Source organism: Pseudescherichia sp. (assembly GCF_031987975.1).
In the GTDB taxonomy this organism is placed as follows: domain Bacteria; phylum Pseudomonadota; class Gammaproteobacteria; order Enterobacterales; family Enterobacteriaceae; genus Pseudescherichia.
The window spans coordinates 294,851-321,133 of record NZ_DALZYX010000001.1; the positions used below are offsets into that span (position 1 = coordinate 294,851).

25 protein-coding genes are annotated in these 26,283 nt (G+C 57.9%); 14 read left to right on the plus strand and 11 right to left on the minus strand.

The window, feature by feature from the left end; genetic code table 11:
- Nucleotides 1–9: 9 nt before the first annotated feature.
- Nucleotides 10–1,626 carry a peptide ABC transporter substrate-binding protein gene (locus RTN40_RS01445; RefSeq protein ID WP_312226890.1) on the minus strand — a complete coding sequence of 539 codons (1,617 nt, stop codon included), beginning with the start codon at nt 1,624–1,626 and terminating at the stop codon, nt 10–12.
- A 188-nt stretch (nt 1,627–1,814) separates the two neighbouring features.
- Here RTN40_RS01445 and mpaA point away from each other — a divergent pair, with 188 nt between their 5' ends.
- Nucleotides 1,815–2,528 (plus strand): murein tripeptide amidase MpaA, encoded by a 714-nt coding sequence (mpaA, locus tag RTN40_RS01450; protein ID WP_312226891.1) that lies wholly within the window; start codon nt 1,815–1,817, stop codon nt 2,526–2,528.
- Here the strand turns inward: mpaA and ycjG are convergent.
- A complete protein-coding gene (gene ycjG / locus RTN40_RS01455; protein WP_312226892.1) occupies nt 2,519–3,484 on the minus strand; it encodes an L-Ala-D/L-Glu epimerase in 966 nt (321 codons plus the stop codon). The two genes, mpaA and ycjG, sit on opposite strands and share 10 nt — an antisense overlap.
- A 128-nt stretch (nt 3,485–3,612) precedes the next feature.
- Between ycjG and tpx the strand changes: the two genes are divergently transcribed.
- Nucleotides 3,613–4,125 (plus strand): thiol peroxidase, encoded by a 513-nt coding sequence (gene tpx, locus RTN40_RS01460; protein WP_312209575.1) that lies wholly within the window; start codon nt 3,613–3,615, stop codon nt 4,123–4,125.
- Nucleotides 4,126–4,168: 43 nt separating this feature from the next.
- On the opposite strand, the gene tyrR is transcribed toward tpx, so the two are convergent.
- The 7 genes from tyrR to pspA form a co-directional block, all read right to left on the minus strand.
- Complete coding sequence (tyrR, locus tag RTN40_RS01465) at nt 4,169–5,710, minus strand: transcriptional regulator TyrR (RefSeq protein WP_312226893.1); 1,542 nt, start codon at nt 5,708–5,710, stop codon at nt 4,169–4,171.
- Between the two features lie 131 nt (nt 5,711–5,841).
- Complete coding sequence (locus tag RTN40_RS01470) at nt 5,842–6,903, minus strand: TIGR01620 family protein (RefSeq protein ID WP_312226894.1); 1,062 nt, start codon at nt 6,901–6,903, stop codon at nt 5,842–5,844.
- Nucleotides 6,900–8,297: a YcjX family protein gene (locus tag RTN40_RS01475; protein ID WP_312226895.1), complete on the minus strand. Its 1,398-nt coding sequence runs from the start codon at nt 8,295–8,297 to the stop codon at nt 6,900–6,902. The genes RTN40_RS01470 and RTN40_RS01475 overlap by 4 nt, the downstream gene beginning before the upstream one ends.
- A gap of 118 nt (nt 8,298–8,415) precedes the next feature.
- Nucleotides 8,416–8,634 (minus strand): phage shock protein PspD, encoded by a 219-nt coding sequence (pspD, locus tag RTN40_RS01480; protein ID WP_103820060.1) that lies wholly within the window; start codon nt 8,632–8,634, stop codon nt 8,416–8,418.
- A 24-nt stretch (nt 8,635–8,658) separates the two neighbouring features.
- Nucleotides 8,659–9,015, minus strand: a complete 357-nt coding sequence (gene pspC / locus RTN40_RS01485) for an envelope stress response membrane protein PspC (RefSeq protein ID WP_312226896.1) — start codon at nt 9,013–9,015, stop codon at nt 8,659–8,661.
- The gene (gene pspB, locus RTN40_RS01490; protein ID WP_042394252.1) at nt 9,015–9,239 is read right to left on the minus strand and encodes an envelope stress response membrane protein PspB; all 225 of its coding nucleotides are present in this window, start codon (nt 9,237–9,239) and stop codon (nt 9,015–9,017) included. The genes pspC and pspB overlap by 1 nt, the downstream gene beginning before the upstream one ends.
- Before the next feature lie 65 nt (nt 9,240–9,304).
- Nucleotides 9,305–9,973 (minus strand): phage shock protein PspA, encoded by a 669-nt coding sequence (gene pspA / locus RTN40_RS01495; protein ID WP_312226897.1) that lies wholly within the window; start codon nt 9,971–9,973, stop codon nt 9,305–9,307.
- 152 nt (nt 9,974–10,125) lie between these two features.
- On the opposite strand from pspA, the gene pspF reads away from it, so the two are divergent.
- Complete coding sequence (gene pspF / locus RTN40_RS01500; protein ID WP_312227197.1) at nt 10,126–11,115, plus strand: phage shock protein operon transcriptional activator; 990 nt, start codon at nt 10,126–10,128, stop codon at nt 11,113–11,115.
- A gap of 189 nt (nt 11,116–11,304) precedes the next feature.
- On the opposite strand, the gene yajD is transcribed toward pspF, so the two are convergent.
- On the minus strand, nt 11,305–11,649 hold the full coding sequence (gene yajD, locus RTN40_RS01505) for an HNH nuclease YajD (RefSeq protein WP_238084899.1): 345 nt from the start codon (nt 11,647–11,649) through the stop codon (nt 11,305–11,307).
- Nucleotides 11,650–11,714: 65 nt separating this feature from the next.
- Nucleotides 11,715–12,632, minus strand: coding sequence for a LysR family transcriptional regulator (locus tag RTN40_RS01510; protein ID WP_312226898.1), 918 nt, complete (start codon nt 12,630–12,632; stop codon nt 11,715–11,717).
- A gap of 141 nt (nt 12,633–12,773) precedes the next feature.
- Between RTN40_RS01510 and RTN40_RS01515 the strand changes: the two genes are divergently transcribed.
- The 11 genes from RTN40_RS01515 to RTN40_RS01565 all read left to right on the plus strand — a co-directional run bounded on the left by RTN40_RS01515 (nt 12,774) and on the right by RTN40_RS01565 (nt 26,279).
- Complete coding sequence (locus tag RTN40_RS01515) at nt 12,774–14,180, plus strand: MFS transporter (RefSeq protein WP_312226899.1); 1,407 nt, start codon at nt 12,774–12,776, stop codon at nt 14,178–14,180.
- Between the two features lie 90 nt (nt 14,181–14,270).
- Complete coding sequence (gene sapA, locus RTN40_RS01520) at nt 14,271–15,917, plus strand: ABC transporter substrate-binding protein SapA (protein ID WP_312226900.1); 1,647 nt, start codon at nt 14,271–14,273, stop codon at nt 15,915–15,917.
- Nucleotides 15,914–16,879: a putrescine export ABC transporter permease SapB gene (sapB, locus tag RTN40_RS01525; protein ID WP_312226901.1), complete on the plus strand. Its 966-nt coding sequence runs from the start codon at nt 15,914–15,916 to the stop codon at nt 16,877–16,879. Before sapA ends, sapB begins: the two co-directional genes overlap by 4 nt.
- Nucleotides 16,866–17,756: a putrescine export ABC transporter permease SapC gene (gene sapC / locus RTN40_RS01530; protein ID WP_312226902.1), complete on the plus strand. Its 891-nt coding sequence runs from the start codon at nt 16,866–16,868 to the stop codon at nt 17,754–17,756. Before sapB ends, sapC begins: the two co-directional genes overlap by 14 nt.
- Nucleotides 17,756–18,748 (plus strand): putrescine export ABC transporter ATP-binding protein SapD, encoded by a 993-nt coding sequence (sapD, locus tag RTN40_RS01535; protein WP_312226903.1) that lies wholly within the window; start codon nt 17,756–17,758, stop codon nt 18,746–18,748. Before sapC ends, sapD begins: the two co-directional genes overlap by 1 nt.
- A gap of 1 nt (nt 18,749) precedes the next feature.
- A complete protein-coding gene (gene sapF, locus RTN40_RS01540) occupies nt 18,750–19,556 on the plus strand; it encodes a putrescine export ABC transporter ATP-binding protein SapF (RefSeq protein ID WP_312226904.1) in 807 nt (268 codons plus the stop codon).
- A 122-nt stretch (nt 19,557–19,678) separates the two neighbouring features.
- A complete protein-coding gene (fabI, locus tag RTN40_RS01545) occupies nt 19,679–20,467 on the plus strand; it encodes an enoyl-ACP reductase FabI (protein WP_312226905.1) in 789 nt (262 codons plus the stop codon).
- A gap of 141 nt (nt 20,468–20,608) precedes the next feature.
- Nucleotides 20,609–21,763, plus strand: a complete 1,155-nt coding sequence (locus tag RTN40_RS01550; protein WP_312226906.1) for a CMD domain-containing protein — start codon at nt 20,609–20,611, stop codon at nt 21,761–21,763.
- A gap of 78 nt (nt 21,764–21,841) precedes the next feature.
- Entirely contained in the window at nt 21,842–23,776 is a 1,935-nt protein-coding gene (locus tag RTN40_RS01555; RefSeq protein WP_312226907.1) for an exoribonuclease II, read from the plus strand.
- A gap of 213 nt (nt 23,777–23,989) precedes the next feature.
- Entirely contained in the window at nt 23,990–25,981 is a 1,992-nt protein-coding gene (gene pdeR, locus RTN40_RS01560) for a cyclic di-GMP phosphodiesterase (protein ID WP_312226908.1), read from the plus strand.
- A gap of 115 nt (nt 25,982–26,096) precedes the next feature.
- Nucleotides 26,097–26,279: a hypothetical protein gene (locus RTN40_RS01565; RefSeq protein ID WP_312226909.1), complete on the plus strand. Its 183-nt coding sequence runs from the start codon at nt 26,097–26,099 to the stop codon at nt 26,277–26,279.
- Nucleotides 26,280–26,283 lie beyond the last annotated feature (4 nt).

The window sequence follows — 26,283 nt, forward strand, 5'->3', positions numbered from 1 at the left end:
TGCTTCCTGTCAATGCGCCACGATATACATCGTCCGGGTGTAGGCCACATCTTCAGGGTTATTGATCGGATAGCCCTTCAGCCACGGCTTGATTAGCCTTCCGTTGGTATACTGGTAGATCGGCGCGATGGGTGCCTCCCGCGCCAGGATTTTCTCTGCCGCGTTATAGTCCGCGTTACGCGCCTGGGCGGTCGGCTCCAGGGCTGCCTGCTTCATTACCTTATCGTAGGCCGGATCGTTGAAACGGGAGATATTGCCGCTATGGGTAGAGGTAAGCAGCGACAGGAAGGTAGACGGCTCATTGTAGTCCCCTACCCACGAGGCGCGGATCACATCGAAATTGCCGGTGTTGCGGCTGTCGATATAGGTTTTCCACTCCTGGTTTTGCAGCTTCACGTCCACGCCGAGGTTTTTCCGCCACATCGACGCCACGGCAATAGCAATCTTTTGATGGTTTTCAGAGGTGTTATACAGCAGGGTCAGCTTTAATGGACGGCCTGGCCCATAGCCCGCCGCCTGAAGCAGTGTTTTCGCCTGCACGTTCAGCTCGGCCTGACTCAGGTGCTCCGCATCTGTAGGATCAGGCGTAAAGCCTGCCGTCACGTCGGGGGTAAAGCGCCACGCAGGCTTCTCCCCCGTTCCCAGCACCTTCTCCGCCATCAGGCGGCGATCGATGGTCATGCTCAACGCCAGGCGTACGCGGGCATCCGCCGTCGGCCCTTTCTGGGTATTAAACGCATAGTAGTAGGTACCCAGCTGCGGCGGGGTATAGACCTGGCCAGGAATATCTTTAAGCAGCTTCTGATACAGGTTTTTCGGGAAGGACTCGGTGATATCGATATCCCCCGCCAGATAGCGCTTGGTGGCCGCCGACTCCTGGTTGATGGGAATAAAGGTGACGGACTTAATCACCGTTTTGCCGTTATCCCAGTAGTGGCTGTTAGGCTCCAGCACCAGCTTCTCGTTGACCACGCGATCCTTAAGCACATAGGCTCCATTGCCCACCAGCTTGCCCGGCTGCGTCCACGCTTTTCCGCTCTCAACGTTGGCCTTTTGCACCGGGTAGAAGGCAAAGCTGGCGGCCAGGTTAGCAAACCAGGGCAGCGGGTTATCAAGCTGCACGCGCAGAGTATGCGGATCCACCGCCGTCACCGCCAGCGTGTCCGGCGTGGCTTTGCCATCGATGATGCTTTGGGCGTTGCCGATGCCAGCCAGCGCAGCAAACCAGGCAAAAGGCGAGGTGGTTTTGGGATCTACCAGCCGCTGCCAGCTGTAGACAAAGTCCTGAGCGGTGACCGGGGAACCGTCCGACCAGCGGGCGTCGTTACGCAGGGTAAAGGTCCAGCTGCGGTTATCGCTGGTACTCCATTTCGTTGCCACGCCGGGAATAATTTCCCCCTTCTCATTCTGGTTCACCAGCCCCTCGTAGAGGTCGCGGATCACCTGGATCTCTGGCAGCCCGACTGCTTTAGCGGGGTCAAGAGTGGCTGGCTCATCTTTGATATGGCGCACCAGGGTCTGCTGCGCCGCCAGTTTAGTTCCTGCGGGCACGTCCGCGGCAAAGGTGGGAGAAGAGAGACCGCAAAACCACAGCGCAGCGCAGAGGAGGGAGACGGGATGTTTCATAAGATGACCCTATAGCTAAATGCCCGGCGAAAAGATGGGATAATTATTTGTTTTCACATGAGGAAATGCAAACGGCTTAGCAAGATTAGGCGATATTTACTGCCCCGCTCTCATCCTGAATGAAACAATTTGAAAAGCGCTGCGCTTTGCCTAACACTTTATCTATCCCTCTGTTTGAAAGGATTGCTATGGCCGCCTTACGCTCGCGCTCTGAACGAGGTGCTTTTGCCACCGGAATGGAACACTATGGACGCTCGCGACTCGGCGCACCCCTTGTCTGGTTCCCCGCGCCCGTTCCCTCCCGGGAGAGTGGGCTGATCCTCGCTGGCACCCACGGGGACGAGAGCGCGGCTGTGGTGACATTATCCTGTGCGCTGCGCACCCTTGAGCCAGCCTTGCGTCATCATCATGTAGTGCTGGCGGTTAATCCTGACGGCTGTCAGCTTGGCCTGCGCGCCAACGCACACGGGGTCGATCTCAATCGCAACTTTCCCGCTGCCAACTGGCGGGTCGGTGAGACGGTCTACCGCTGGAACAGCGCCGCGAGCGCCCGTGACGTGGTGCTGCAGGCGGGCGATACGCCGGGTTCTGAACCTGAAACCCAAAGCCTCTGCCAGCTTATTCACCGCCTGCATCCAGCCTGGGTGGTCTCGTTTCACGATCCGCTGGCCTGTATTGAAGATCCGGCGCAAAGCCCGCTGGGCCACTGGCTCGCAGAGGCGTTTGCCCTGCCGTTGGTGCGCAGCGTCGGCTACGAAACTCCTGGCTCGTTTGGCAGCTGGTGCGCCGATATTGGCCTGCACTGCATCACCGCCGAGCTGCCGCCAATATCAAACGATGAAGCCAGCGAGCGCTATCTGCAGGCGATGACTCGCCTGCTGCGCTGGACGAATCAAAGATGAAGCTGGCCGGTGCTGAAGCGCAGCGCCGGTTCAACGTCTACCGCCAGCCAGGTGGGACCGTCGAGATCGGCAAAGCGGGCCTGTGACGCCAGCGGCAGCGCAGCCGCGATCGCCCGGGAGGTGCAGAGCATACAGCCCAGCATCAGTTCAAATCCCTGCGCCCGAGCCTCGCTGGCCAGCGCCAGTGCTTCGGTCAGCCCGCCGGTTTTATCCAGCTTGATGTTGATCATCTCATAGCGCCCGGCAAGGGTTTTCAGGCAGCTGCGGGCGTGACAGCTCTCATCGGCACAGATGGGCAGCGGATGGATAAAGTTCTCCAGCGCGGCGTCATTGTTAGCAGGAAGCGGCTGCTCCAGCATCGCTACGCCAAGGTCCGCCAGCAGCTGGCAGCGCGCCGCCAGCCCCTCGCTGTGCCAGGATTCGTTGGCATCAACAATCAGCGTGGCCTCCGGCACGGCGGTGCGAACTGCCACCAGCCGCTCGCTGATGAGACGGTCGTCGAGCTTGATCTTTAGCAGCCGTGCTCCTTTCTCCCACAGCGCGGCGGCGCTGGCGGCCATCTGCTCTGGCGTACCAATTACCACCGTCTGCGCCGTGATCAGCTCCTCCGGCAGTACAATTCCTAAATGGTCCTCAAGGCTAACGCCCAGCCGACGGGTTTCCAGATCCCACAGGGCGCTGTCAACGGCGTTGCGCGCTGCGCCTGGCGGCAGCAAAGACTGTAGCTGCTGGCGGCTGAGACCGTTTTCCAGCTGCGGTACGATGGTCATGATCTGGGCAATCACCGACGCATCGCTCTCGCCATAGCGTGGATAAGGCGTGCACTCGCCCGTTGCCTTAATTCCCTCCTCCTCCAGCTCTACTACGACTACTCTGGCCTCGCTGCGGCTGCCCCGGGAGATGACAAACGGTGAATGCAGCGGCCAGCTCTCTTCATAGACCTTAACTGTTCTCATTCCTTGCTCCTTTAACGGAATGTTAAAAGTATAGTGGCGAAAAGCGGGACAAAAATAGGTTTGCCGTGATTATGGCCGATCACGTACACTAGCGGCGACGTTAACTATATGTAAACAGGAAGATATTCATGTCACAAACCGTTCATTTCCAGGGTAATCCGGTCTCTGTTGCGGGCACCATTCCGGCAGTTGGCAGCAAAGCACACCCTTTCACTCTGGTAGCGAAGGATCTGACCGACGTTACGCTGGCGCAGTTTGCTGGTAAGCGCAAAGTTCTCAACGTGTTCCCAAGCATCGACACCGGTGTTTGCGCCGCCTCCGTGCGCAAATTCAACCAGCTCGCCACCGAAATGAAAGACACCGTGGTGCTGTGCATCTCTGCCGATCTGCCGTTCGCCCAGTCCCGCTTCTGCGGCGCGGAAGGCCTGAGCAATGTGATCACCCTGTCCACCCTGCGTAACGCCGACTTCCTCGAAAACTACGGTGTGGGCATTGCCGAAGGCGCGCTGAAAGGCCTGGCTGCCCGTGCGGTAGTGGTTATCGACGAAAACGACACCGTCGTATTCAGCCAGCTGGTGAACGAGATCACCAATGAGCCGGATTACGAGGCTGCTCTGGAAGCCCTGGCGCAGAAAGCGTAATCGTATTAAAAAAAGAGCCTTCAGTGATGAAGGCTCTCTTGTTTTACTCTTCGCCCTTTTTCTGACTCAGGCCATACTCCCGCAGCTTATTGGCAATAGCGGTGTGCGATACGCCCAGCCGTTTCGCCAGCTTGCGCGTACTGGGGTAGCTGCGATAGAGCTGAGTTAGCACCGAGCGCTCGAAGCGGCTGGTAATATCGTCCAGCGATCCCTCCATCGCCTCTTCACCAACCGCCACGGTGCCCGCATCGTAGTCCGGCAGCAGAATGTCCTGCGGGCGCAGCTCGTACCCCTCAAGCTGCGTCAGGGCGCGGTAAACCGCATTTTTCAACTGGCGTACGTTGCCCGGCCAGCTGTAGCGGGTCAGAACATGACTAAGATCGGCAGAGAGCTTCGGACGCGGCACTCCCTGCTCATCGGCAAAGCGGGCCACGAACAGCTCGGTTAGCGGCATGATATCCTGAGGACGATCGCGCAGCGGCGGCAGCTCTAACGTCAGCACGTTCAGACGATAGTAAAGATCTTCCCGGAAAATACCCTTCTGTACCAGCTCAACCAGATTACGCTGGGTGGCGCAGATCACCCGCACGTCAACGTGAACTTCATGATCTTCGCCGACGCGACGGAAGGTGCCATCATTCAGGAAGCGGAGCAGCTTAACCTGCATACGCGGCGACATCTCGCCGATCTCATCCAGCAGCACCGAGCCGCCGTTAGCCTGCTCGAAGAAACCTTTTTTCCCCTCCGGCGCATGGCCAAACAGTTCGCTCTCCACCGCGTCCTCAGGGATGGAGGCGCAGTTCAGCGCCAGATAGGGTTTCGCCGCTCGCGGGCTGGCAAGGTGGCAGGCGTGGGCCAGCAGATCCTTGCCGGTACCGGTATCACCCACGATTAACAGCGGCGCGCTGAGCATCGCCAGCTTACGCGCCTGATCGATGACGTGGCGCATTTTCGGGCTGGCGGCCACAATCTGGTTAAAGGCGCTGGCGTCCTGGTTGACCAGGTCCTGTAGCTGGCGGCCCATGCGAATAGTCGAGCGCAGCATCACCACCGCGCCGGTCAGCAACGGATCGCCTGGCTCGCCTTCGAGGTGTACCGGAGTGATCTCCATCAGGAAGTTCTGCCCGTTGATAACCACATGCTCGTGGTGCGACGCCTGTGGATTACCCTCCAGCCAGCGCTGGAAGTTAAAGCCGTTAATCAGCTGGGGGGCGGTGTGATTACGCAGCCGGGACTGGTTCTGACCAAAAAGCTGGCAGCTGGCCTGGTTTGCCAACTCAACTTTACTTTTCATATCCAGAGAGAGTACCGGCTCGGGCAGCGCCTCCAGTAAGGCGCTCATGGCACGGTGCTCGCGCTCGGAAGGCATCCACAGTACGGTTCGCACGTCGGTCACGCTGGGAATACGGCGAATTTCGGCCATCAGGCTGCTGAAGTCATTAAATTCCAGTTCAGCAAAGTTAAGGTAGATCCGTCCGATAGGATCGATCTCAATGCCGCGTAAATCGATACCCCTGAGCACCAGTAGATCCAATAGCTCGCGGGTCAGACCAAGTCGGTCTTCACAAAAGACTTCAAGACGCATGGGAGTTGCCACCCTTAAACAGTCAACGTATTTAAGAATGATAAGACACTTATTCGCAGTCAGGAAGCTGTCTGTCAACAATTATTGACAGAGCGGTGGAAAACCCACCGCTGTGGCGTAAAGATAAGCGTTCAATCGCGCTTTTGCGGGCCGCTGCGCTGCATATTGGCCTTCAGCTCGCCGATAAGCTGGCGGCGAAAATCGGCCAGCCGGGGCTTATCGTCCTCCAGCCAGGGCAGCGGACGGCATAGCTCCATTGCCTTGATGCCGAGACGCGCGGTAAGCAGCCCGGCCCCGATCCCCTGAGCAGCGCGCGCCGAGAGCCGGGCAGCCAGATCCTGAGAGAGCCAGTCCATCCCTACCTCACGTACTATCTCGCTGGCTCCGGCAAAGGCAATATTGAGCAGCACCAAACGAAACAGACGCAGCCGGCTGAAGTAGCCCAGTTCAATGCCGTACAGCCTGGCGATGCGGTTAATCAGCCGCAGGTTGCGCCAGGCGATAAAGGCCATATCCACCAGCGCCAGCGGGCTGACGGCAATCATCAGGGTAGAGCCTGCCGCCGAGAGGCTGATTTCGCGGCGGGCCTGAGCATCCACCACCGGCTGTACCAGCCGGGCATAGAGAGTGACGATCTCGCGGTCACTCTGCGTCTCGTGAATGGCGGCGTACCAGCGTTGCAATGCCGGATGGGCCTGATCGATGCCCGCCTGACGAGCCAGCCGCTCACAAAAATCGCGCCCTTTACCGGTGCCGTGGCTGTGCAGCAGCAGGCTGGCTTCGTCGCGAGCCTCAGCCCGCTGACGCAGACGCCACAGCCGCCGCCACTCACCGACCACCGAGCCTACCCCCGCGCCAACGATGAGCGCGCCCGCCGCGCAGCCACCCAGCGCCACCCAGTCGTGGGTTTGCCAGGCATTTATTGCCCACTGCACGCCCTGCCCGACTACGCTAACGCCAAACAGCGCCAGCCCGGCCAGCACCATCGTACGCCAGAGGCTACGCCGGGGTCGCAGCGCTGCCTCAACGCTCGCCTCGGGTTGCGGCGTGTCGGCCAATAACTCTTCCGCCTGGATCGGCGTGAACTCTCCTGCCTCGGCATCGCTAAACGCCTGAGCAGCCTTAAACTCTTCGCGCACCTGCGTCACAGGCCGTTCGGTAAAATCGACGCGTGGTTTGATTGGCTCGTTCATCGCAGCTTATCTCCCAATAAAAATTCCAGCGCCGCATCAAGACGAATGTGCGGCATTGGGGTATCCACATCCATAACCCGCGGACGAAAGGCTTCAAACTGAAAACCCTGTTTTTCCCAGAACGCTTGCCCCGGCAGCCGGGCGGGAACATCTCCTGGATAGACCGTCAGCGGTTTGCCATCGCTGAGGCGATCCCCACGCAGGGCTGGGATCTTATCGCCATTGACGTCAACCAGCCCGCTCTCCGTGGCCTGCACCGCCGCCAGGCCAAGGCAGTCGATATCGATGCCCTCAAAGGCGGCGTTTTGCCAGGCGTCGGTAACCAGCTGCTGGAGCAGAGAGACCATATTGGCATGCTGATCGACGGTGACGTGATCCGCTTTGGTGGCGGCAAACAGCAGCTTGTCGATAACCGGTGAGAAGAGGCGACGAAACAGCGTGCGCTGCCCGTAATGAAAGCTCTGCATTAGCTGGGTCAGCGCGAGACGCATATCGTTAAATGCCTGCGGCCCGCTATTGAGCGGTTGCAGGCAGTCCACCAGCACGATCTGGCGATCGAAGCGCAGGAAGTAGTTTTTATAGAAACCTTTGACCACGTTTTCGCAGTAGTAGTTAAAGCGCTCGCGTAGCATCCCGGCATTGCTACTCTTATCCGCCTGGGCCAGCTTTGCCTCACCGGTTTCGTCAACGTCCGGCCAGGGAAAAAACTGTAACGCGGGCGCACCGGCCATCTCTCCCGGCAGGATAAAGCGCCCAGGCTGAATAAAGTGCAGCCCCTGCGCTTTGCACTGGTGTAGATACTCGGTCCAGGCATCAGCGATCTCAGCCAGCCGGTTTTCATCAGCCGGAGCCAGCGGATCCAATCCCTCGCAGAGCTGACGCCAGCGAGCAGACCACGCCTTTCTGTGACCCTGTAACATACCGGTCATCTGTCGGGACCAGCTGGTGTAGTCCTGCGCCAGCATAGGCAGATCCAGCAGCCACTCGCCGGGATAATCAACAATCTCTAAGTAGAGAGTGGCGCTGTCGGTGAAATGGCGCAGCAGAGAGTCATTCGAACTGTAGCGCAGGGCCAGGCGCATCTCGCTGACGCCGCGCGTCGGCGTCGGCCACGCTGGTGGCGTACCATAGAGCTGGGCAATACCTTCGTCCCAGGTAAAGCGCGGCGTACCAAAATCACGCTGTGGTACGCGCTTCACCCCAAGCAGGCGCTCCTCCCTAACCGCACTAAAGAGAGGTAGACGGGCGCCGTTATGAATATTTAACAGCTGGTGAACCATCGCAGTAATAAACGCCGTTTTGCCGCTGCGGCTCAGTCCGGTGACGGCCAGGCGTAGATGTCGGTCAACACCGCGGTTAACGAGGGCGTTAAGCTCAGATTTAAATCGCTTCATAGCCATCCTGTTTTGCCCTGAAGTGAAGGTATTGATAAGAGGCGTAGTATAAGGCGGCAGGCGCAGACGGATCCATGCGCAAAAAAGCAAGCGGCGCAGAAGATGCGCCGCCAGGGAATTATTTCATATTGCGCGATACGCGCGTCGCGAGGCGTTTAAGCATCGGCTCCAGCGCCAGCGCCAGCAGCATTTTCACCGGGCGGCGTGCCACAGATTTTATCGCCCAACCCGCTACGCCCGCAGGGCCATAACGCAGTGCGGTCAGCAGCACCAGCTTGCCTGCGATTTTCAGTGCCGGTTTGGCTTTTTTGCCGGTCTGTTGCCATTTGCTATTCATCATTTACCTCGTTAGGTCGTTAAATCAGAGCTGACGGAAGCGGCTGCGTAGCGAGAAGGTATCGGAGGTGACGTAGCGCTCCATTTCACGCAAGCGTTTCTCTCCCGATGCCAACTCCGCGTCCACTGCATCCAGCAGTTCGCTGCTTGTCGGCGCAGCCTCGCCGTTAATTTCCCCCTCCGGCATCGGATCGAGCACGAAAGTGAGAATGATATAGGCAAGCACCACAAAGAAGAACAGACCAAACAGCATCGCCAGGACCGTAATCAGGCGCACCAGCTTTACCGGGACGTCAAGATAGTGGGCAATCCCGGCGCAGACGCCTTTCACCATTCCCTGCTGAGGGATGCGCCACAGTTTTTTATTAAAAAATTCATTCATTAGCGATCCCTCCAGTTCGGGTGCTCTGCATCAAGAATAGCTTCCAGGGAGGCTATCCGCTCGCGCATCCGTTTTGCCTCGTCATTAAGCTGGGCCAGGCGCTGCTGCTCGCTTTGCGAAAGGGCGTCGCGACCGCTGCGGTTGTTATAGTGCAGCCACAGCCAGACCGGCAGGACAAACAGCACGAACAGAGTCAGAGGAATAGCCAAAAATAGCGCGCTCATGTGTACTCCTTACAGATGAGGGGCGGCATAAACGGACGCCGCCCGTTAGTATTCATCGTTTGTTATTATTGAATATCTTGTTTCATTTTGGCTTTCAGCTGCGCCAGCTGCTCGCTGATTTCATCGCTCGCTTTCAGCTCGGCAAACTCCTGATCCAGCGACTTCTGCTTGCCAAAACCCTGGCTTTCCGCTTCGGCTTCCATCTGGTCGATACGACGCTCGAAAGATTCAAAACGCGCCATCGCTTCATCCAGTTTGCCGCTATCCAGCTGACGACGGACGTCGCGGGAGGAGCTGGCCGCCTGGTGACGCAGAGTTAACGCCTGCTGACGGGCACGAGTTTCGCTGAGTTTGTTCTCCAGCTCGCCAATCTCTTTTTTCATGCGCACCAGCGTCTCATCAACCAGAATCACTTCCTGCTCAAGCGTCGCGATGATGTCGGTCATCTTCTGCTTTTCGATCAACGCAGCGCGGGCCAGATCCTCTTTCTCTTTACGCAACGCCAGCTCGGCCTTCTCCTGCCATTCGTTCTGCTGGGCGGTAGCCTGCTCAATGCGACGAGAGAGCTGTTTCTTTTCAGCCAGCGCTCGTGCAGAGGTGGAACGTACCTCAACCAGCGTATCTTCCATCTCCTGAATCATCAGGCGCACCAGCTTCTGTGGATCTTCCGCTTTCTCCAGTAGAGAGTTGATGTTGGCGTTCACGATGTCGGCAAAACGAGAAAAAATACCCATAATGTAATCCTCATATTTTATGTAATCGGGCTATGCCCTGCTGCTAAGCTAATACAAGACCCGTGCCAACTTTTTATCCCATTGATTATAAAAGAGTTGATTAATTTTACCGCTGCGGCAATTTGGTCTACAGTGGTGAATAACACTAACTAATAGCGAATTTCATCATGGCGGAATACAAGGATAATCTTCTCGGGGAGGCGAATAGCTTTCTTGAGGTACTGGAGCAGGTTTCACGTCTTGCCCCGCTGGATAAACCAGTGCTTATTATCGGCGAACGGGGAACGGGCAAGGAGCTGATCGCTAATCGCCTGCACTTTCTCTCCGGACGCTGGGACGGGCCGTTTATCTCGCTGAACTGCGCCGCCCTTAATGAGAACCTGCTGGATACTGAACTTTTCGGTCACGAAGCCGGGGCCTTTACCGGCGCGCAAAAACGCCATCCAGGCCGCTTCGAGCGCGCTGACGGCGGCACGCTGTTTCTTGACGAGCTGGCCACCGCCCCGATGCTGGTTCAGGAGAAGCTGCTGCGGGTCATTGAGTACGGCGAGCTGGAGCGCGTCGGCGGCAGCCAGCCGCTGCAGGTTAACGTCCGTCTGGTGTGTGCCACCAATGCCGATCTGCCTGGGATGGTGCGCGACGGCACGTTCCGTGCCGACCTTCTCGACCGGCTGGCCTTTGACGTGGTGCAGCTTCCGCCACTGCGCGAGCGCCGGAGCGATATCATGCTGATGGCTGAGCACTTCGCGATCCAGATGTGCCGCGAACTACGGCTGCCGCTGTTTCCGGGCTTTACCGAGCGCGCCCGGGAGACACTGCTTCACTATCGCTGGCCGGGTAATATTCGTGAGCTAAAAAATGTGGTTGAGCGCTCGGTCTACCGCCACGGCACCAGTGAGGTGGCGCTGGATGAGATTATTATCGATCCCTTCCAGCGCCCCACCTCTCCTGAGCCGGTGTCGGAAGGTTTAGCCACTGCGCCTGCCCTGCCGCTGGACCTGCGCCAGTTTCAATACCAGCAGGAGAAGTCCCTGCTGGAAGCCGCGCTACAGCAGGCCAGGTTCAACCAGAAGCGTGCGGCGGAGCTGCTCGGCCTGACCTACCACCAGCTCAGGGCGCTGTTGAAAAAGCATGGGCTGTAGAGGTGATGTAGGGGATCGGTAAAATGATAAAAGGCTGTCAGCCTGAACTGACAGCCCTTTGTAAAGGCGCTCGCGATGCCCGGCAACATCAGCCCTGAAAAGGTGGGGTTGCCCCGCCCCAGAGAGCGCTCCGCTGCACAAGCACCATGTACAGCTAGCTCCACAAATGGACTATGACAAATACCCGCGTTACTTCTTATTCAGCATCGCTTTCAGGTCAGCAAACGGATTATAGGTCGCCGCTCCCACGTCCTTCTGCGCATCTTCGCCCGCCACAACTGAGGTGCCATACTGGTCGGCCTCGGTATATTTTGAGTGCTCATGGTCGTGGCAGTAGAGGCACAGCAGCTCCCAGTTGCTGCCGTCCGGTGGGTTATTGGTGTGATCGTGATCGATATGGTGCACCGTTAACTCTCGCAGGTTCGAGTAGACAAACTCACGCGAGCAGCGCCCGCAGACCCACGGATAAATCTTCAGCGCCCTTTCCCGGTAGTCTGATTCAAGACGGGCGTAGTTCTTAGGGATGATAGCCATCGCAGGCAATCCTTACGGTAACGAAAGTATGCCCCTATAGTATGCCAATGCACGGCGCTCGCCAATCACTGTTGGGGAGCGGGAGCATGCTTACGGCAAACCTCCAACACAAACTGCCGTAGCCAGCGGTGCGCCGGGTCAGCCTCGGTACGCGGATGCCACATTTGTGACAACGTAATGCCCTGCACCTTTACCGGCAGCTCAAACATACTGTATGTCGCAACAGGTTGATGGATGAGAAACGAGGCGGGGATCAGACCCACCAGGTCGGAAGCCTGCGCCACCGCCAGCGCAGCAGGAAAGCCCGGCACGACGGCAGCAATCTTCCGCTCGAGGCCCAGCTCAGCCAGCGCCTCATCCACCGGCCCGGCGGTTCGCCCCCGGCGGGAGGCAACCACGTGGGCATAAGCAAGGTAGTCGCTAACGCCCACTTCGGGCAGCGTCGATAGCGGATGCCCAGGCCTCACCACGCTGACGAAACGATCGCGAAACAGCGCCTGAATGCGGATCTCCGGTCCCATCTCACCGAGAACGCCAATTTCAAGATCGACCTGCCCTTCACGCAGCGCCTTAGCACTCTTTTCCGCTCTGGCGACAAAGCGCAGCCGCACATGCGGGGCACACTTCGCTGCCGCCACAATCAGCGTTGGGCCAAAGGCCTCAATGAAACCGTCGTTAGTACGCAGCACGAAAGTCCGATCGAGCGTCAGCAGATCTACCCCGGTCACAGAGGGTCTCAGCAGCGCCAGCGTTTCAAACAGCGTGTGCTGCGTACGCTCGCGGATGGCCTCAGCATGCGGCGTTAATACCATGCTGCGTCCAGCGCGCACCAGCAGCGGATCGCCCGTAGCCGCACGCAGGCGGCTAAGCGTACGGCTCATTGCCGATGCGCTCAGTCCCAGACGACGCGCAGCGCCCGCCACGCTGGCTTCGGCCAGCAGCGCATCGAGAGCGATAAGCAGGTTCAGATCGGGTGTGTTCATTAGCTTATCTTACTCCGCAGGCCACGTATGAGGGAAGGCGTCTGGTGCAGGTTATTACTGCAAATGCTGCGTCTTCCGCCCTGCCATATCTCTCATTAGGCTTTATACATCGAGTGCTTAGGTAAAATAGAGGTGAATAAAATGGAGCTTTTCTGTGTAAGACCGGGGGATGAGGGTTTAGCCGGACGTGAACGGGCGCTGGCGATGGCTGCCGTCATGACCAGTACCACCATGGCCGTTTTTGACGGTGCCATGGTCAACGTTGCGCTTCCACCCATTGCTCACGCGCTGGCGGTGCCTGCCCAGTCGGCCGTGTGGGTCGCCAATGGCTATCTGCTGTCGGCAGCAGTGACGCTGGCCATTTTTGCCGCGCTAGCGCGCCGCGTTGGCTTCCGCGCACTGTTTGCCTTCGGTCTGGGCCTCTTTACCCTGGCCTCGTTGGGCTGCGCCTTCTCCTCTTCACTTACTATGCTGACGGGCTGGCGCATTGTGCAGGGGGTGGGCGGAGCCGCTACCCTGAGTATTGCCCCGGCGATCCTACGCTCTGTTTTCCCCAACCGCCTGCTGGGACGCATTCTTGGCCTTCACGCCTTGCTGATTGCGGCCAGCACGGCCATCGCGCCGATCCTGGGCGGCACGCTGCTGTCCCTCCTGAGCTGGCAGTGGCTGTTTGCTATCAATATCCCGCTGGGGATTGTCGCGTTAACGCTGACGATAAGAACCATCCCCGATAACAGCGCCTCAGAACATGTCCCCTTTGATATCGCCGGTGCGGCACTGTCAGCGTTGATGCTGGGCGGATTCATTATGGCGGCAAACGCCTTCTCCCATCCCGGACAGGCGGAAACTCCGCTTTGGTCAGCAGCAGGATATGGTAGCGTCGCGATTGCAGCCGGGCTGGCGTTTATCTGGCACCTGCGACGTACGCCAAACCCGCTGCTGCCGCTGGCGCTTTTTGATTCGGCACGTTTTTCACTCGCTGCCCTTACCTCGCTGGCCTCGTTCGTTAGCCAGGGCATGACATTTATTGCTCTGCCATTTCTTTTTCAAAGCGTTTACGGTTACAGCATCTTTGCCTCGGCGCTGCTGTTTACGCCGTGGCCGCTGGGTATCATGCTGGCTGCTCCTCACGCAGGAAGACTGGCCGATCGCTATCCGCCGGCGGTGATTTCAACGGTGGGCTTAGCCCTTTTTGCCCTGGGATTAACGCTGTTGGCGCTGCTTCCTGAGCATGCCCAAACATGGGATATCGGCGTGCGCAGCCTGATCTGCGGGATAGGATTTGGCTGTTTCCAAAGCCCTAACAACCGTGAAATGCTGGCAAATGCCTCGCGGGAGCAGAGCGGCTACGCCTCCGGCGTGCTTGCTATTATGCGCACCTTTGGTCAGTGCCTGGGCGGTGCGTTAGTGGGCATCATCCTGGCACTCTTTGCGCCAGTCACTCGCCAGGCGGCGGGCGCGGTTCATCTGAGCCTGTGGATTGCCGTGCTGGCAACCGGACTGGCGCTCCTGTTTAGCCTAAGCCGCATACGAAACCGACCTGATTGATGACTTTTGCGCCGCTTACCCCCAGACATTTTTACGTAGCCATGCTAAGTGCGATACACTTTGTAAATCGGTCTTACAGTTAAAGAAATTATGCGCCTGATTATATCTTCCCTGCTCATGGCAGTTGGCCTGTTAAGCGGATTCGTCCAGGCTGCGCCTGCGCGTCCCGCTGCAGCTGATATCCGTAATAGCGGTTTCGTCTACTGCGTGAATGGCCAGGCCAGCACGTTCAATCCGCAAAAAGCGAGCAGCGGCCTGATTGTAGATACCCTGGCGGCCCAGCTCTACGATCGCCTGCTGGATGTAGACCCTTATACTTATCGCCTGGTACCCGAGCTGGCTGAAAGCTGGGAGGTGCTGGATAACGGTGCAACCTATCGTTTCCGCCTGCGCAGCAACGTCGCCTTCCAGAAAACACCGTGGTTTACGCCGGGGCGGGCGCTTAACGCCGACGACGTAGTGTTTAGCTTTCAGCGTATTTTCGATCGCCATCATCCGTGGCATAACGTCAACGGTAGCAGCTTCCCCTACTTTGACAGCCTACAGTTTGCCGATGCTGTCGAAAGCGTGCGCAAGCTGGACAGCCGCACGGTGGAGTTTCGCCTGAAAAAGCCGGACGCCTCATTTTTATGGCATCTGGCAACGCATTATGCCTCGGTGATGTCCGCCGAATATGCTAACCAGCTGGCCAGGCGCGATCGGCAGGAGCTGCTGGATCGCCAACCGGTGGGAACCGGGCCGTTCCAGCTCGCAGAGTATCGCGCCGGCCAGTATATCCGCCTGCAGCGCCACGCTAATTTCTGGCGTGGCCAGCCGCTGATGCCGCAGGTGGTAGTCGATCTCGGTTCCGGCGGAACCGGACGGCTATCGAAGCTGCTGACCGGCGAGTGCGACGTGCTGGCCTGGCCTGCCGCGAGCCAGCTGACCATTTTACGGGACGATCCGCGCCTGCGCCTGACCCTGCGTCCGGGAATGAACATCGCCTATCTGGCGTTTAATACTGATAAAGCGCCGCTGAATAATCCCGCCGTGCGTCATGCGCTGGCGCTGGCGATCAATAACCAGCGCCTGATGCAGTCGATCTACTACGGCACGGCAGAGACCGCCGCCTCGATCTTGCCCCGCGCCTCCTGGGCCTACGACAGTGAAGCGAAGATCACCGAGTACAATCCGACAAAAGCCAAACAGCAGCTGGCCGCGCTGGGGCTGGAGAATATGACTTTGCAGCTGTGGGTGCCCACCAGCTCGCAGGCATGGAACCCCAGTCCGCTGAAAACCGCCGAACTTATTCAGGCCGATATGGCTCAGGTGGGTGTTAAGGTGGTGATTGTCCCCGTCGAGGGGCGTTTTCAGGAAGCCAGGCTGATGGATATGAATCACGACTTGACCCTCTCAGGCTGGTCAACGGACAGTAACGATCCCGATAGCTTCTTCCGTCCGTTGCTGAGCTGCGCCGCCATTGAGTCGCAGACCAACTTCGCTCACTGGTGCCACCGGGAGTTTGATACCCTATTGCGAAAAGCGCTGACCTCCCAGCAGCTGGCGTCGCGCATCGAAGCCTATGATGAGGCGCAGGCGATCCTCGCCCGGGAGCTGCCGGTGCTGCCGCTGGCCTCCTCTCTGCGCCTGCAGGCCTACCGCTACGATATCAAAGGCCTCGTGCTGAGTCCGTTTGGCAACGCCTCGTTTGCCGGCGTCTCGCGCGAACCTGAAAAAGAAGAGGTGAAGCAACCATGATTATCTTTACGCTGCGCCGCCTGCTTCTGCTGCTGGTTACGCTCTTTCTGCTGACCTTTGTCGGCTTCAGCCTGAGCTACTTTACCCCTCACGCGCCGCTGCAAGGGGCATCTCTGTGGAACGCCTGGCTCTTCTGGTTCAAGGGGGTGCTGCACTGGGATTTTGGCGTCTCCAGCATCAACGGCCAGCTGATCTCCGAGCAGCTGAAAGAGGTCTTCCCAGCCACTATGGAACTGTGTATTCTCGCCTTCGGTTTTGCGCTGGTGGTGGGTATTCCGGTCGGCATGATGGCCGGGATTATGCGCGGCAAATGGCAGGATAAGCTGATTAGCGCCCTGGCCCTGATTGGCTTCTCTATTCCTATCTTCTGGCTGGCCCTGCTGCTTACCCTCTTCTTCTCGCTGACGCTGGGCTGGCTGCCGGTATCGGGCCGCTTCGATCTGCTCTATGAGGTAAAAACGGTTACCGGCTTTGCGCTGATTGACGCCTGGCTGTCAGAGTCAATATGGCGTGAGGAGATGATCGTCAGCGCGCTGCGACATATGGTATTACCGGTGCTGACCCTGGCGGTTGCGCCCACCACCGAGGTGATCCGCCTGATGCGCCTCAGCACCATTGAAGTGTTTGACCAGAACTACATCAAGGCCGCCGCTACGCGCGGACTGTCGCGGCTGACCATCCTGCGCCGCCACGTGCTGCACAACGCCCTGCCGCCGGTGATCCCACGCCTTGGCTTACAGTTCTCCACCATGCTGACGCTGGCGATGATCACCGAGATGGTGTTTAGCTGGCCAGGCCTGGGACGCTGGATCATCAACGCCATCCGCCAGCAGGACTATGCCGCCATCTCCGCTGGGGTGATGGTGATCGGCGCGCTGGTGATTATTGTTAACGTCATCTCTGACATTCTGGGCGCGCTGGCGAACCCTTTGAAACATAAGGAATGGTATGCCCTCCGATAATGTCTATAACGAGAAGCAAACCCCCGGTGCGCTGCGCACGGTGTGGCGCAATTTCTATGGCGACACTACCGCCATGGTTGGCCTGTACGGCTGCGCCGGACTGGTGCTACTGTGCCTGTTTGGCCGCTGGTTTGCGCCCTACGGCATCGATCAGCAGTTCCTCGGCTACCAGCTGCTGCCGCCTTCATGGTCACGCTACGGGGACGTCTCCTTTTTCCTCGGTACGGATGACCTGGGACGCGACGTGCTCAGCCGCCTGCTTAGCGGCGCAGCGCCGACGGTGGGCGGTGCGTTTGTTGTTACCCTGGCGGCGACACTCTGCGGCCTGGTGCTGGGCGTCGTAGCCGGGGCAACGCACGGCCTGCGTTCGGCGGTGCTGAACCATGTGCTTGATACGCTGCTGTCCATTCCCTCCCTGCTGCTGGCAATCATTGTAGTGGCCTTTGCCGGGCCGCATCTCTCTCATGCCATGTTTGCCGTCTGGCTGGCGCTGCTGCCGAGAATGGTACGATCGGTCTACAGTATGGTGCATGACGAGCTGGAGAAGGAGTATGTGGTTGCTGCCCGGCTGGATGGCGCTACAACGCTCAATATTTTATGGTTTGCGGTGCTGCCAAACATGACGGCAGGCCTTGTTACTGAGATCACCCGGGCGCTGTCGATGGCAATCCTCGACATTGCCGCGCTGGGCTTTCTCGATCTTGGCGCGCAGCTGCCCTCTCCGGAGTGGGGAGCAATGCTGGGCGACGCGCTGGAGCTAATCTACGTCGCGCCCTGGACGGTAATGCTGCCAGGGGCGTCGATCATGGTAAGCGTTTTACTGGTTAACCTGCTGGGCGACGGGATCCGCCGTGCGGTCAATGCGGGGGTGGAATAGTGCCGCTACTTGATATTCGTAACCTGACCATTGAGGTCAAGACCGGCGAAGGCTGGGTCAGGGCCGTCGATCGCGTCACGCTCACCCTTGCGGAAGGCGAAATCCGCGGTCTGGTGGGCGAATCTGGATCGGGAAAAAGCCTGATAGCTAAAGCAATCTGCGGCGTCACCAAAGATAACTGGCGGGTCACCGCAGACCGAATGCGCTTCGACGATGTCGATCTGATGCGCCTCTCAGCGCGTGAGCGGCGGAAAATTCTCGGCCATAACGTGTCGATGATTTTCCAGGAGCCGCAGTCCTGTCTCGATCCTTCTGAGCGCATCGGCAAACAGCTGATGCAGAACATCCCCGCCTGGACTTATAAAGGCCGCTGGTGGCAGCGCATGGGCTGGCGGAAACGTCGCGCCATTGAGCTGCTGCACCGGGTGGGCATCCGCGATCATAAAGATGCGATGCGCAGCTTTCCCTACGAGCTGACGGACGGCGAGTGCCAGAAGGTGATGATTGCCATTGCGCTGGCGAACCAGCCGCGCCTGCTGATCGCCGATGAGCCAACCAATGCCATGGAGCCGACCACCCAGGCGCAAATTTTCCGCCTGCTAACCCGGCTCAACCAGAACAACAACACCACCATTATTCTCATCAGCCACGATCTGCAAATGCTAAGCCAGTGGGCAGACCGAATTAACGTGATGTACTGCGGCCAGACCGTGGAGACCGCACCGAGTGAGGAGCTGATCGCCACGCCGCATCACCCCTATACCCAGGCGCTGATCCGCGCTATTCCGGACTTTGGCAGTGCGATGCCGCATAAAAGCCGCCTGAACACGCTGCCGGGGGCGATCCCGCTGCTGGAGCATCTACCGATTGGCTGCCGTCTTGGGCCGCGCTGCCCTTACGCCCAGCGCAAATGCATCGAGCGCCCCCTGCTGGCAGGGCCAAAAAATCACCTCTATGCCTGTCATTTTCCACTGAATATGGAGAGGGAGTGAGATGATCGATACTCTGCTGGAAGTGCGTAATTTGAGTAAAACATTTCGCTACCGCACCGGCTGGTTCCATCGCCAGACGGTGGAGGCGGTCAAACCCCTGAGCTTTACCCTGCGGGAGAAGCAGACGCTGGCGATCATCGGTGAGAACGGCTCCGGTAAATCGACGCTGGCGAAGATGCTGGCGGGCATGATCGAGCCGACCACCGGCGAGCTGCTGATTGACGATAGTCCCCTGCGCTACGGCGACTACTCGTTTCGCAGCCAGCGCATCCGCATGATTTTCCAGGATCCCTCGACGTCGCTCAACCCGCGCCAACGTATCTCGCAGATCCTCGACTTTCCGCTGCGTCTGAATACCGACCTGGATCCTGAGGCACGACGACAGCGGGTGATTGAGACGTTGCGTATGGTCGGGCTGCTGCCGGATCACGTTAGCTACTATCCGCACATGCTTGCCCCCGGCCAGAAACAGCGTCTGGGGCTGGCTCGGGCGCTGATCCTGCGCCCGAAGGTGATCGTGGCGGATGAAGCCCTGGCGTCGCTGGATATGTCGATGCGTTCGCAATTAATTAACCTGATGCTGGAATTGCAGGAGAAACAGGGTATCTCTTATATCTACGTAACTCAGCATATCGGTATGATGAAACACATTAGCGACCAGGTCATCGTGATGCACCAGGGCGAAGTGGTTGAACGCGGCAGCACCGCCGAAGTGCTGGCCGCCCCGCTGCATGAGCTGACCCGTCGGCTTATAGCCAGCCATTTTGGCGAGGCGTTGACGGCCGATGCCTGGCGAAAAGACCGCTAGCGCCACTCTTTAGGGTGGTCGGATTAACACATATGGCGACACGTGCTATCATCGCCGCGTTTTAACGACGCTCGCTGCTTTCGATGACGAGCGCCACAACAATGAATATAAGGATTAGAACTATGGGTTTTCTTTCCGGTAAGCGCATTCTGGTAACTGGCGTTGCCAGCAAACTCTCCATCGCATACGGCATTGCACAGGCTATGCATCGCGAAGGCGCAGAGCTGGCATTCACCTACCAGAACGACAAGCTGAAAGGCCGTGTTGAAGAGTTTGCCGCGCAGCTGGGTTCCAGCATCGTTCTGGAATGTGACGTTGCTAAAGACGAAAGCATCGACGGCCTGTTCGCTGAGCTGGCAAAAAGCTGGCCGAAATTCGACGGCTTCGTGCACTCTATCGGTTTCGCACCGGGCGACCAGCTGGACGGCGACTACGTTAACGCCGTAACCCGTGAAGGCTTTAAAATTGCCCACGACATCAGCTCCTATAGCTTTGTTGCTCTGGCAAAAGCGTGCCGTGCGATGCTGAACCCGGACTCTGCTCTGCTGACCCTCTCCTATCTGGGTGCCGAGCGTGCTATTCCGAACTACAACGTAATGGGTCTGGCAAAAGCCTCTCTGGAAGCTAACGTGCGCTATATGGCGAACGCGATGGGTCCGGAAGGCGTGCGCGTGAACGGCATCTCTGCCGGTCCGATCCGTACCCTGGCCGCATCCGGGATCAAAGACTTCCGTAAAATGCTGGCCCACTGCGAAGCGGTCACCCCGATCCGTCGCACCGTTACCATCGAAGACGTGGGTAACACCGCGGCATTCCTCTGCTCTAACCTCTCCGGCGGTATCTCCGGTGAAGTGGTTCACGTTGACGGTGGTTTCAGCATCGCTGCGATGAACGAACTGGAACTGAAATAAGCGTTCCCTTCCCCTCCCGTTCGGGAGGGGTCTTCCTGACTGTTTATGCTTTTCTGCTATTTATTATCACCTAACAATATTTTTCCCTCCCCAAGCGTTACGCCAGGATATTGATCGCCATTTTGAGATCAAGGAAAGCCCATGGAACAACGCCGTTTTTCCGGCAAAGGCCACTGGTATCATGAGACCCAGTCGAGTACCGGCCAGGCACAAGCGCTACCGTTAGTTCCCGAAGCCGCCACCGTCACCGATCGTTTTTTACTGGATCTTGTGCTGCCTGAGGATGTCATCGCTCCCTGTCAAGGCTGGTTAGATCCTGCCCGTACGCTTTACGACAGGCTCTTCCCCCGCAGCGTCAACGTCAGCCGCCTGCGCACCTTCAGCGCCTACGATCGCCTGAGCACGGCGTTGACGGTGGCCCAGGTTTACGGCGTTCAGCGCCTGTGCAATCACTATGCTGCCCGTCTCGCACCGCTGCCCGGCCCGGACTCCTCCCGGGAAAGCAACCGCCGCCTGGCGCAGATCACCCAGTACGCCAGGCAGCTCGCCAGCTCGCCGGAGGTGATTGATGCCCGGGCGCGAGAACAGCTTGACGAGGTGGGGCTGACCCCCTGGGACATCGTGCTGATGGATCAGATTATCGGTTTTATTGGCTTTCAGGCGCGGGTCATTGCAGCGTTTCAGGCCTTGCTCGGCCAGCCCGTACGCTGGTTACCCGGCATGGAGATGCAGCAGGATGCTGCCGCCGAACCTTTCAGCACGCAGGAGAGTTGCTGGACGCCGGGCCTCGACAGCGTTGAGCTGCGCCTCGCCAGTGCGCCCCAGCTGGAAGCGCTGGCCCAGTGGCAACCGCTTCCAGCCCTGCGGGTGCTGACCCCGGTGCTGGCCCATGAGTACCCTCTGCTCAACCCGCTGGGAGAAATTGTACAGAGCGATCTCTGCGACGCGCTCGATGCCTCGCTGGTCGATCTGGTGGCCCTGCTGACGGCACGGATTAACGGCAGCCTGGATTGCTTTAATACCCGGGCTACGACTGCCGAACCAGGGACGCCGATCGCATCGTTGCGCAGCGGCGAGCAGGCATTAAATACGTGGAGCCAGGCGGATCCCCGGGCACGCGCGGTTATCCAGGCCGTGCAGCTGTTAACCCGGGCGGCTGACAGATTTAGCGCCGCCCAGCTTACTCCCCTCGTTGAGCAGGGGCTTTCCCCGCAGCAGGCCATTAATCTGCTGGCGTGGAGCGGGCTGTGCGGCTGGTTGAATCGTCTTAAAATCGCGCTGGGTGACACGCATTAGCGCGAAACAGCGCTTGCTGCGACACTCAGAATCGCGTAAAACTGTCAGCCGCTCTAATGGCCACGAAAATATAAAATTATGTTCCAGGACAACCCGCTGCTAGCGCAGCTTAAACAGCAACTGCATTCCCAAACGCCGCGTGCGGAAGGCGTCGTCAAAGGCACTGAAAAAGGCTTTGGCTTCCTTGAAGTGGACGGACAGAAAAGCTATTTCATTCCGCCGCCGCAGATGAAAAAGGTAATGCATGGCGACCGCGTGATCGCCGTGATCCATAGTGAAAAAGAGCGTGAATCCGCCGAGCCAGAAGAGCTTGTCGAGCCGTTTCTGACGCGCTTTGTTGGTAAAGTACACAGAAAAGACGATCGTCTGTCTATCGTACCGGATCATCCGTTGCTGAAAGAGGCCATTCCCTGCCGGGCCATGCGCGGCGTGGAGCATGATTTTAAAGAGGGCGACTGGGCGGTAGCCGAAATGCGTCGCCATCCGCTGAAGGGCGACCGCGGCTTTTACGCCGAGCTGACGCAGTTTATCACCTTCGGTGATGACCACTTCGTGCCGTGGTGGGTGACCCTTGCCCGCCACAATCTGGAAAAAGAGGCGCCGAATGGCGTAGCTACCGAGATGCTGGATGAGGGTCTTGAGCGAGTCGATCTGACCGCGCTGGACTTTGTTACCATCGACAGCGCCAGCACCGAAGATATGGATGACGCCCTGTTTGTGGAAGCGTTAGCTGACGATAAGCTGCAGCTGACCGTGGCCATTGCCGATCCTACCGCGTGGATCGCCGAGGGCAGCAAGCTGGACGACATTGCCAAAGTGCGCGCTTTCACCAACTATCTGCCGGGCTTTAACATCCCGATGCTGCCCCGTGAGCTGTCAGACGATCTCTGCTCCCTGCGTGCTCAGGAAGTGCGTCCCGTGCTGGCCTGCCGCATGACTATTGCCGCCGACGGCACTATTGAAGAGGATATCACCTTCTTTGCGGCGACTATCGAATCGAAAGCCAAGCTGGTTTACGACGAGGTCTCCGACTGGCTGGAAGGCAAAGCAGGCTGGCAGCCACCGTCTGAGGCAATTGCCAACCAAATTCGTCTTTTGCACCGCGTCTGCCTGAGCCGCAGCGAGTGGCGTACCCAGCATGCGCTGGTGTTTAAGGATCGCCCGGACTATCGCTTTGTGCTGGGCGAAAAAGGCGAAGTGCAGGATATCGTGGCCGAGCCGCGTCGAATTGCTAACCGCATCGTGGAGGAGTCAATGATCTCCGCCAACATCTGTGCGGCGCGCGTTCTGCGTGACAAGCTTGGTTTCGGCATCTACAACATACACCTTGGGATCGATCCGGCGAACGGCGAAGCGCTGGCCGCGCTGTTAAAGACCCACGGCATGCATGTCGATGCCGAAGAAGTGCTGACCCTCGAAGGCTTCTGCAAACTGCGCCGGGAACTCGACGCGCAGCCTTCGGGCTTCCTCGACAGCCGCATCCGCCGCTTCCAGTCCTTTGCCGAAATCAGCACCGAGCCGGGTCCTCACTTCGGCCTTGGCCTCGATGCCTATGCGACCTGGACTTCGCCTATTCGTAAATATGGCGATATGATCAACCATCGCCTGCTGAAAGCGATTATCAAAAACGAAACCGTTGCCCGTCCCCAGGATGAGTCTACGCTGCAGATGGCCGAGCGCCGCCGCCTTAATCGTATGGCCGAGCGTGACGTCGGTGACTGGCTGTACGCCCGTTTCCTGAAGGATAAAGCCGGGACCGATACTCGCTTTGCCGCTGAGATTATTGATATCAGCCGCGGGGGTATGCGCGTGCGCCTGGTAGACAACGGCGCGGTCGCGTTTATTCCGGCTCCGTTCCTGCACGCCGTGCGTGATGAGATGGTTTGTAGCCAGGAGAACGGTACGGTAACGATCAAAGGCGAAACCGTGTATAAAGTTAGCGATGTGATTGATGTCACTATCGCTGAGGTCCGCATGGAGACGCGCAGCGTTATTGCCCGCCCGCTGGCCTGATACTCTCCCTGCTCTGTCGGCCTCGTGATTAACGAGGCCGATTGCATTATGCCTTTCCCTTCATGTAATAAATATTCATTAATTCTGCTTTTTCGCTTTAGAAGAAATATTATAATATCGCCTGCAAAAACAGCATGTTCAGGTGTTTAACATGCGGCTTGATAAACCTTGAAAATGTGAAACCGTAGCGCGTTGAGTGGGACAGGAGGATGCATGAAAGAGGATTTGGATCATAGTGTGCTGTTTCGCTATTTGGGTTCAAGTAGCCCATTCTGGCGACTCTCAGCCGACAGCAATACGCTACAGCTTGCCGCAAGTGAAAACGCCGAAACAAGCCAGACGATAACGCTTAACGATGAGCAGGCCGAGCAGATCAGGGCCATGACGGTGATCACTTCCAGCGTGACCACTACCCTACCCCTGTTTGGTAGCGACGTGTACCTGCACCTGGTTGGCCGAAAAATCAGTAATACAGAGTGGGCGGGCACCGCCTCCTCCTGGAACGATACCTCGTCCGTAACCCGGGATAGAGGTCAGGGCTTCTCTTTTGCTGAACAGGTGGTCTCTGAAGCCCACTCGGTGATTGTTATTCTCGATCGCCATGGCAATATTCAGCGCTTTAACCGGCTATGCGAAGAGTATACCGGTATGCGCGAGAAAGAGGTTATTGGCCAGAACGTTTTCACGCTATTCATGAGCCGCAAAGAGGCCGTCGCGTCACAACGCAATATTGATAATTTTTTTCTTAGCGGTAGCGCGTACGAAGCTGAACGCTGGATTAAAACCCGCAAGGGACAACGGCTGTTTCTGTTTCGCAATAAATTTGTTCACAGCGGCAGCGGAAAAAACGAAATATTTCTTATCTGCTCCGGGACCGATATTACCGAAGAGCGCCGCGCCCAGGAGCGCCTGCGCGTGTTGGCAAATACCGACACCGTAACCGGCCTGCCTAACCGCAATGCTATTAATGAGCTTGTAAGCGACGCCATTGCGAAACGAGGCGACAGCCAGGTAGGTATTGTCTATCTCGATCTCGATAACTTTAAAAAGGTAAACGACGCCTACGGCCATATGTTTGGCGATCAGCTGTTGCAGGCGGTTGCGCTGGCCATTTTAAGCTGTCTGGAGGAAGGCCAGGTGCTGGCAAGGCTGGGCGGCGACGAATTTATCGTACTGGCGACCAAAACGTCGCAGGGTGCGCTGGAGGCCATGGCATCCAGAATCTTGACTCGCCTGCGCCAGCCCTTCCGTATTGGGCTTATCGAGGTCTACTCGGGATGCTCGCTGGGCATTTCGCTGGCTCCCCAGCACGGTAAAGATCGTGAGAGCGTGATCCGCAATGCCGATACCGCCATGTACACGGCTAAAGAGAGCGGTAGGGGTAAGTTTTGCGTGTTTACCCCCGAGATGAACCAGCGCGTCTTTGAGTACCTGTGGCTGGACACCAACCTGCGCAAGGCGCTGGATGATAACCAGCTGGTAATCTACTATCAGCCCAAAGTGACCTGGCGCGGTGAGATACGCAGCCTGGAGGCGCTCGTACGCTGGCAGTCACCGGAGCGTGGTCTTCTCGCCCCTACCGAGTTTATCTCCTATGCCGAGGAATCCGGTCTAATCGTCCCTCTGGGGCGCTGGATCATGCTCGACGTGTTGCAGCAGGTCGCCAAATGGCGTGATAAGGGGTTAAACATGCGCGTGGCGGTAAACCTCTCCGCGCGCCAGCTGGCGGACCAGACTCTCTGCAGCGATCTCAAACAGGCGCTTAAGGATCTGCATTTTGAATACAGCCCAATCGACGTTGAACTCACCGAAAGCTGCCTGATAGAAAACGAGGAGCTATCCCTGTCGGTGATCGAGCAGTTCAGCGCCCTGGGCGCGCAGGTGCATCTTGATGACTTTGGCACCGGCTACTCATCGCTGTCACAGCTGGCACGCATCCCCATTGACGCCATCAAACTCGATCAGTCTTTTGTTCGCGATGTGCATAAGCAGTCGGTTTCGCAGTCGCTGGTAAGGGCCATTGTCGCCGTGGCGCAGGCGCTAAATTTGCAGGTGATTGCCGAGGGCGTCGAGAGCGCCAAAGAGGACGCCTTTCTGACGAAAAACGGCGTCAATGAACGCCAGGGATTTCTTTTTGCCAAGCCCATGCCCGCGGCTGCCTTTGAGCGTTGGTATAAGCGTTATCAGACGCGAAAAATGCGCTAGCCATCAATTTATTTCGGTTGCTTATGCTTTTTTGAGATTTATTTTTTTCTCCTTCTCTTTTTACACTATTTTTTGCATCATGAAATTTATTACCATTTCAATCAGGAGTGACATGATGGCTGACATCGACGCAAAGCAACTGGCAGGACGCATTGATACCGTGCTCGATATTCTGGTTGCGGGTGATTACCACTCTGCCATTCATAATCTTGAAATTCTTAAGGCAGAGCTTCTGGCAATGAACGATGCAGAGCAGGCGCAAGGGCAAAATTCGCCTAAGACGCCATGGGAAATTTAATCGC

Excerpts from the sequence above, each read along its gene's own strand:
- tyrR (WP_312226893.1), bottom strand. The coding sequence starts at position 5,710 with ATGCGTCTTGAAGTCTTTTGTGAAGACCGACTTGGTCTGACCCGCGAG.
- RTN40_RS01550 (WP_312226906.1), top strand. The coding sequence starts at position 20,609 with ATGGAACAACGCCGTTTTTCCGGCAAAGGCCACTGGTATCATGAGACC.
- pspB (WP_042394252.1), bottom strand. The coding sequence starts at position 9,239 with ATGAGCGCGCTATTTTTGGCTATTCCTCTGACTCTGTTCGTGCTGTTT.
- pdeR (WP_312226908.1), top strand. The coding sequence starts at position 23,990 with ATGAAAGAGGATTTGGATCATAGTGTGCTGTTTCGCTATTTGGGTTCA.
- tpx (WP_312209575.1), top strand. The coding sequence starts at position 3,613 with ATGTCACAAACCGTTCATTTCCAGGGTAATCCGGTCTCTGTTGCGGGC.
- ycjG (WP_312226892.1), bottom strand. The coding sequence starts at position 3,484 with ATGAGAACAGTTAAGGTCTATGAAGAGAGCTGGCCGCTGCATTCACCG.
- RTN40_RS01470 (WP_312226894.1), bottom strand. The coding sequence starts at position 6,903 with ATGAACGAGCCAATCAAACCACGCGTCGATTTTACCGAACGGCCTGTG.
- RTN40_RS01445 (WP_312226890.1), bottom strand. The coding sequence starts at position 1,626 with ATGAAACATCCCGTCTCCCTCCTCTGCGCTGCGCTGTGGTTTTGCGGT.
- sapF (WP_312226904.1), top strand. The coding sequence starts at position 18,750 with ATGATCGATACTCTGCTGGAAGTGCGTAATTTGAGTAAAACATTTCGC.
- RTN40_RS01565 (WP_312226909.1), top strand. The coding sequence starts at position 26,097 with ATGGCTGACATCGACGCAAAGCAACTGGCAGGACGCATTGATACCGTG.
- pspA (WP_312226897.1), bottom strand. The coding sequence starts at position 9,973 with ATGGGTATTTTTTCTCGTTTTGCCGACATCGTGAACGCCAACATCAAC.
- pspC (WP_312226896.1), bottom strand. The coding sequence starts at position 9,015 with ATGAATGAATTTTTTAATAAAAAACTGTGGCGCATCCCTCAGCAGGGA.
- RTN40_RS01515 (WP_312226899.1), top strand. The coding sequence starts at position 12,774 with ATGGAGCTTTTCTGTGTAAGACCGGGGGATGAGGGTTTAGCCGGACGT.
- pspD (WP_103820060.1), bottom strand. The coding sequence starts at position 8,634 with ATGAATAGCAAATGGCAACAGACCGGCAAAAAAGCCAAACCGGCACTG.
- sapC (WP_312226902.1), top strand. The coding sequence starts at position 16,866 with ATGCCCTCCGATAATGTCTATAACGAGAAGCAAACCCCCGGTGCGCTG.
- RTN40_RS01510 (WP_312226898.1), bottom strand. The coding sequence starts at position 12,632 with ATGAACACACCCGATCTGAACCTGCTTATCGCTCTCGATGCGCTGCTG.
- sapA (WP_312226900.1), top strand. The coding sequence starts at position 14,271 with ATGCGCCTGATTATATCTTCCCTGCTCATGGCAGTTGGCCTGTTAAGC.
- fabI (WP_312226905.1), top strand. The coding sequence starts at position 19,679 with ATGGGTTTTCTTTCCGGTAAGCGCATTCTGGTAACTGGCGTTGCCAGC.
- yajD (WP_238084899.1), bottom strand. The coding sequence starts at position 11,649 with ATGGCTATCATCCCTAAGAACTACGCCCGTCTTGAATCAGACTACCGG.
- mpaA (WP_312226891.1), top strand. The coding sequence starts at position 1,815 with ATGGCCGCCTTACGCTCGCGCTCTGAACGAGGTGCTTTTGCCACCGGA.
- sapB (WP_312226901.1), top strand. The coding sequence starts at position 15,914 with ATGATTATCTTTACGCTGCGCCGCCTGCTTCTGCTGCTGGTTACGCTC.
- RTN40_RS01555 (WP_312226907.1), top strand. The coding sequence starts at position 21,842 with ATGTTCCAGGACAACCCGCTGCTAGCGCAGCTTAAACAGCAACTGCAT.
- RTN40_RS01475 (WP_312226895.1), bottom strand. The coding sequence starts at position 8,297 with ATGAAGCGATTTAAATCTGAGCTTAACGCCCTCGTTAACCGCGGTGTT.